The following is a 3,829-nucleotide window of genomic DNA, read 5'->3' as shown; positions in this document are numbered from 1 at the left end:
CTTTCTCGACACGGGCATCATCCGTCTTCACATATCCGACGGCAACAGTCAGATGAAGTTCGCCGCGCCGCGCTTTTTGGCGCATGGCCTCGACGGATCGTTGCCGAAACACGGATAACTCCATCTCGCTCATCGTACCCTTCATGCCAAGAAGGAGACGATCGTTAGGCGAGCGCGGATCGTAAATAGCCTCTTCGTCAACGATCAGAGTGCCGACCAGACCACAAAATTCCAGCAACGTATGCCAATGTTAGCGGTCGCCTAAAACTGCGGTTATTCGCTGCCGAGAAATCGGAATAAGGCAGCGTGCCTTCGGAGGGCTGTCAGATCATTTGTTTGGCAGGCGCTGGTTTTGGAGCTCGGTCTGGATCTGGACGTTGTATTGGTGCCAGACCCTGTCGCGGATTTCGGTCAGCAGTTCGAAGACGGCCAGGGCCTGTTCCGGTGTCCAGGTTGTCGGGATCTCGACGGACAAGGAGATCGGCAACCCAGGTTTCGCGGGGGCTTTCGTCATGGCCTTTGCGCCCTTCTCTGCTCGGTGCGCAGTTCCGACCGTCCGGTGGCCTCTTTGAGCCGGTAGGATTGGCCCTCGATGGCAATGACTTCGGCATTGTGGACGAGACGATCGACCATCGACACGACGCAGGCGGCGTTGGGAAAGACCTCGTGCCAGTCGGCAAAATTGCGATTGGTGGTGACGATGGTGCTCTTTGCCTCGTAGCGTCGGCTGATGAGTTCGAAGAGCAGATCGGCATGACGGTTGGTGTAGGAGAGATATCCGACCTCATCGATGACGAGGAGGGCTGGAGCGGTGTAGTGGGCCAGGCGCCGGCGGAGCGCGGAAGCGCTGTCGATGGCAGCCAGTTCGCCCAGCAGTTGGCCGGCGCTGGTAAACAGGGCGGTGTGGCCGTTGAGGACGGCATGATGGGCGATGTTGCGGGCAAGTGTTGACTTGCCGACCCCGTTGGGGCCGATGAAGACGGCATTGGCAGCGTCACGGATGAAGTCGAGACGCATGAGCGCTTCGATGGACTGCCGGTCGCATCGTGTCGGAAAGGACCAATCGAAGTCGCAGAGCGGCTTGAAGCGTCCGATCCTGGCATCCTTCAGCCGTCGTTCCAGACTACGCCTGGCGCGTTCGTTCTCCTCCCAGTCGAGAAGTGTCAGCGCCCACCCGCCTTCAAGCGCGTCCTGCCAGTGAGCGACAAGACCGTGCAGGTGCAACCGGGCGGCGCGATTGAGGGCATCGCTTTGATCATGACTTGTCATCTGAGGTTTCCTTGAGCTGGTCGTAGAGGTCGAGACGAGCGGGCCGGACAGGGCTGTCCTTGTCTTGGACATGCCGGGGCAGCGCGACGTGCAGCAACGGCGGTTGGCGCCGCCGTTCCCGTCGGCGCTCCAGGATCAGCTGGACGGCATTGGGATGGGGCGATGGCCCTTCGAGCGCCAGGACCTCCAGGATTCCCGCTTGCAGTTCGCTGGCTCCGTAGTGCTGAAGCAGCCGGTTCAGGCCGATGACGGCGGAATGCAGGGAATGTCCGTTCTGTGCCGCGCGCTCAAGAAGCGCGGTGCTGGCGGGAACGGCGGCAGCCAGCCGATCGGTGGCGCTGTGTCGTCGGGCGGCACGCTTCTCGTCAACCAAAGCCTTGATGTGGGCGGCATCCTCCACCTGAGCACCCTTGTCGTAGCTGCGAACGTGACAGGCAACGACCTTCGCACCATCGAGGACGCGGACTTCCTTCTGCGTGGCCACGATGCTCAAGCTGCACCGGACGTAGGCGTGCGGGACGGAATAATCGTTCAGATCGAAGCGGGCGTAAGGGGTCTTGCCGATGGAAACAGCGATCTGGGCCGGCCATTCAAAGGAGGTGTCTGGCAATGGCAAAAGGTAGGGCTGTTCGAGGGCGAAGGCCTGCCTGACGGTCATATCGAGACCGGGGCACAGTCTGTCGGCGGCAACGCCCTCGCACCAGGCGTCGGCCTGGGCGTTGAGATCGTCGAGATCCTTGAAGCTGCGGGCGGCAAAGAAGTTGTCGCGGATATAGCGAATAGCGCGCTCGACGCGGCCTTTCTCATTCCCCCGCGCGACAGCGACCGGACGGGGATCGTATCGATAATGGGCGGCAAAGGCGAGCAGAGTGGGGTTGAAGCGGATGGCATCGCCATGACGCTCGAGCACAGCGCTCTTCAGATTGTCGTAGAGCACGACCTTCGGAACCCCGCCCCATCTGTCAAAGGCTTCGACGTGACCGGACAGAAACGCTTCCATCCTGGCATCGAGGAAGAAGCGCAGGAAGATCCGGCGGGACTGGCTCAGCACGATGACGAAGGCCATGAGGGGACGACGTGCCCTACCGATCTGCATCTGTCCAAAGTGGCCCCAGTCGGCCTGGGCCTGCTCTCCAGGAAGGGTGCGCAGGCGCAGATAGGCCTCGGCCTTCTGGCGCGGTCGGTGGCGGGCGATCATATGGCGGAAGTGACCGCCGTCGCCACGATATCCCCGCTCGCAGACCATTGCGTGGAGTCTGGCTGCCGTCAGGGTGGGGAATGCCTCAAGGGTCTCCAGAATGAACGGCAGATAGGCGTCGATCTGGCTTGGCCGAGTTCGCGGGCCATGCGGCACCAGCCCGGAACGGGCCAGCACGCATTGAACGGTATGATGGTGGACGCCGAGTTGGTGGGCAATGGTGTTGGCTCGCCACTTCTCGACATGGTGGTAGCGCAGGATCTGAGCCTGCAGTTCGGCAGATATGGCCATCGTCATCCTCTGGATAGGGACATCGGGATGGCTCGGCGACGACGCAGGGGCTCACGGCGGACAAACGGCGAGCAGCAGCGGCCACACCAGTGACAATGATGTCCCAGAACGCCGGTCGGCAATCCTTCAGGGATCGCAGACTCGGTCAAGGACGGCGTATCAGCAGTGTCGGACGCCTCGTTCGGTGTCGTCACCGAAGCCGCCATGCATCAACATCGGCATCGCTGGCGAGTGAACCATTGTGCGTCACTATTTTTTGCCGGGCCCGATATCGGCGGCTGCGGGCCGCATGGGCGAAACGGCCGTTCCGGCTCGTTTGATACCGCCTGGAAACATCCCGACGTCGCTCGTGACGGGCAATACGGGCACATCCTTCAGCGCAATAAATCTGGCCCCGGTCGCAGCATCGGCAGATCAGCATCTGCGACCGACAACGCTCGCACAGAAAGAAGCGTCCGGTATCATGCTCATCTGCTCCATGGCAGCCGTCATGACATGGACGCGAGGCCCCCGTCTGCGCCATAATAACCCGGCATTCGTGTTCCGCACGGTGTAGGGCGCGGCGCCGGGTAGAATTAGCCGTTCGTTCGGCGCTGTGCCTGCCTTCATCAATCGACGCAAAGATTACGGCACGCGCTGCGGCTGCACCAGTCCTCACCCCTTCACCCAAAAGCCGTTTGGTACACTTCTCGACGCACTGGGCCCTATGCTTGCCTGCGCGCAGGCAAGCATAGGGCCCAGCCAATCCCATCCGCTTCAGAACAAGCAAGTCACTGCCGAAAAACCTCTGTGGACCTCTCGGCAGCGAATAGCCGCACTTCTCAACAACCGTTCACAGCCAATCACGGCCATTGCGCGCCAGACGTGAGGCCTCAAGCGATACGACTGCTCCCACCCGACCTTCACATATCGCCGCCAACAGCTTCTCGAATCCTGGGCGGGCGATGCCACCTCCGGATCGTCCAAGGTCATCGTCGACGATCTCGACGGTCTCCCAACCCAACTGTCGAGCACGCTCGACTAAGCCGTACTGCCGTCGTTGGCTTTCCAGGTTATTGGCAACCTGGTAGG

Annotated in this window: 4 protein-coding genes and 1 pseudogene; all 5 read right to left on the bottom strand. The window is 61.4% G+C overall.

The window, feature by feature from the left end; all coding sequences use genetic code 11:
- A partial coding sequence (locus tag QDY28_RS30660; protein ID WP_331384838.1) for a recombinase family protein occupies positions 1-238 on the bottom strand: 238 nt, incomplete at its 3' end.
- A gap of 90 nt (positions 239-328) precedes the next feature.
- Positions 329-514 carry a hypothetical protein gene (locus QDY28_RS30655; protein WP_120764168.1) on the bottom strand — a complete coding sequence of 62 codons (186 nt, stop codon included), beginning with the start codon at positions 512-514 and terminating at the stop codon, positions 329-331.
- A complete protein-coding gene (gene istB / locus QDY28_RS30650; RefSeq protein WP_184806354.1) occupies positions 511-1,269 on the bottom strand; it encodes an IS21-like element helper ATPase IstB in 759 nt (252 codons plus the stop codon). The genes QDY28_RS30655 and istB overlap by 4 nt, the downstream gene beginning before the upstream one ends.
- The gene (istA, locus tag QDY28_RS30645; protein ID WP_120764167.1) at positions 1,256-2,758 is read right to left on the bottom strand and encodes an IS21 family transposase; all 1,503 of its coding nucleotides are present in this window, start codon (positions 2,756-2,758) and stop codon (positions 1,256-1,258) included. Before istA ends, istB begins: the two co-directional genes overlap by 14 nt.
- An 838-nt stretch (positions 2,759-3,596) precedes the next feature.
- Positions 3,597-3,829, bottom strand: a pseudogene (locus tag QDY28_RS30640) (recombinase family protein); the annotation flags it as partial.

Origin of the sequence: Rhizobium sp. BR 362 (assembly GCF_036528765.1) — a bacterium.
Lineage (GTDB): Bacteria > Pseudomonadota > Alphaproteobacteria > Rhizobiales > Rhizobiaceae > Rhizobium.
Note: the sequence above shows the minus strand (reverse complement) of the source record. Positions and strands in the feature narration are given on the sequence as shown.